Raw genomic sequence first — 288 nt, 5'->3', positions numbered from 1 at the left:
AACTTGGTGATTGGTTTGTACAATCAATTGTTCTCTATCCAAAGCCTTATTGGTTTTTAAGAAAACTAAGTTAGGGTCTTGTGCGATAGTTTTTGAATGTTCGATACTCGCAATTGCAAAGCTATTGCTATTCTTCAAACCATCAATTACTTGTTCAATGTTACCAATTTTAACACTCGTTGATTTGTTTAACGAGTCAACGGCTTCATTAAGCATACTTTGTACTTGCTTCGACTGTGAGAAACAGCCATACATAGGGTATTGCGTTAATTCGGCTTTTCTGATGCT

1 pseudogene is annotated in these 288 nt (G+C 35.8%); it reads right to left on the bottom strand.

Features of this window, described 5'->3' with window-relative positions:
• Positions 1–288 (bottom strand): annotated as a pseudogene (locus CWB72_RS20375) (LysR family transcriptional regulator); the annotation flags it as partial.

It is taken from the genome of Pseudoalteromonas phenolica (assembly GCF_005886345.1).
In the GTDB taxonomy this organism is placed as follows: Bacteria; Pseudomonadota; Gammaproteobacteria; order Enterobacterales; family Alteromonadaceae; genus Pseudoalteromonas; species Pseudoalteromonas phenolica_A.
Note: the sequence above shows the minus strand (reverse complement) of the source record. Positions and strands in the feature narration are given on the sequence as shown.